This is a genomic window from Micromonospora sp. NBRC 101691 (genome assembly GCF_030269285.1).
GTDB classification, from domain to species: Bacteria; Actinomycetota; Actinomycetes; order Mycobacteriales; family Micromonosporaceae; genus Micromonospora; species Micromonospora echinospora.
Genome location: NZ_BSTB01000074.1, coordinates 1 through 273 on the forward strand (window position 1 = coordinate 1; position 273 = coordinate 273).

Genomic DNA, 273 nt, shown 5'->3' on the forward strand with positions numbered 1-273 from the left:
AGGGAGCCGTCGAAGGTGGGGCTGGCGATTGGGACGAAGTCGTAACAAGGTAGCCGTACCGGAAGGTGCGGCTGGATCACCTCCTTTCTAAGGAGCACCTTCCACCGAAGGGTGGTAAGGAGCCCGCGATCTGCGAATGTCAGGTCGGGGTGCTCGATGGCGGAGACACTGGTGAGTCTTTTCCTGGCAACGGCCACGGATCTTCTAGTACGGCCACTTCGGTGGTGTGGAACGGGGGTTGTGGTGCGGCTGGGGAGGGGCGGATGGCACCCT

At 62.3% G+C, this 273-nt stretch carries 1 rRNA gene; it reads left to right on the plus strand.

Annotation, left to right across the window (positions count from 1 at the left end):
• Positions 1 to 87 (plus strand): 16S ribosomal RNA (locus QSK20_RS32010); the annotation flags it as partial.
• Positions 88 to 273 lie beyond the last annotated feature (186 nt).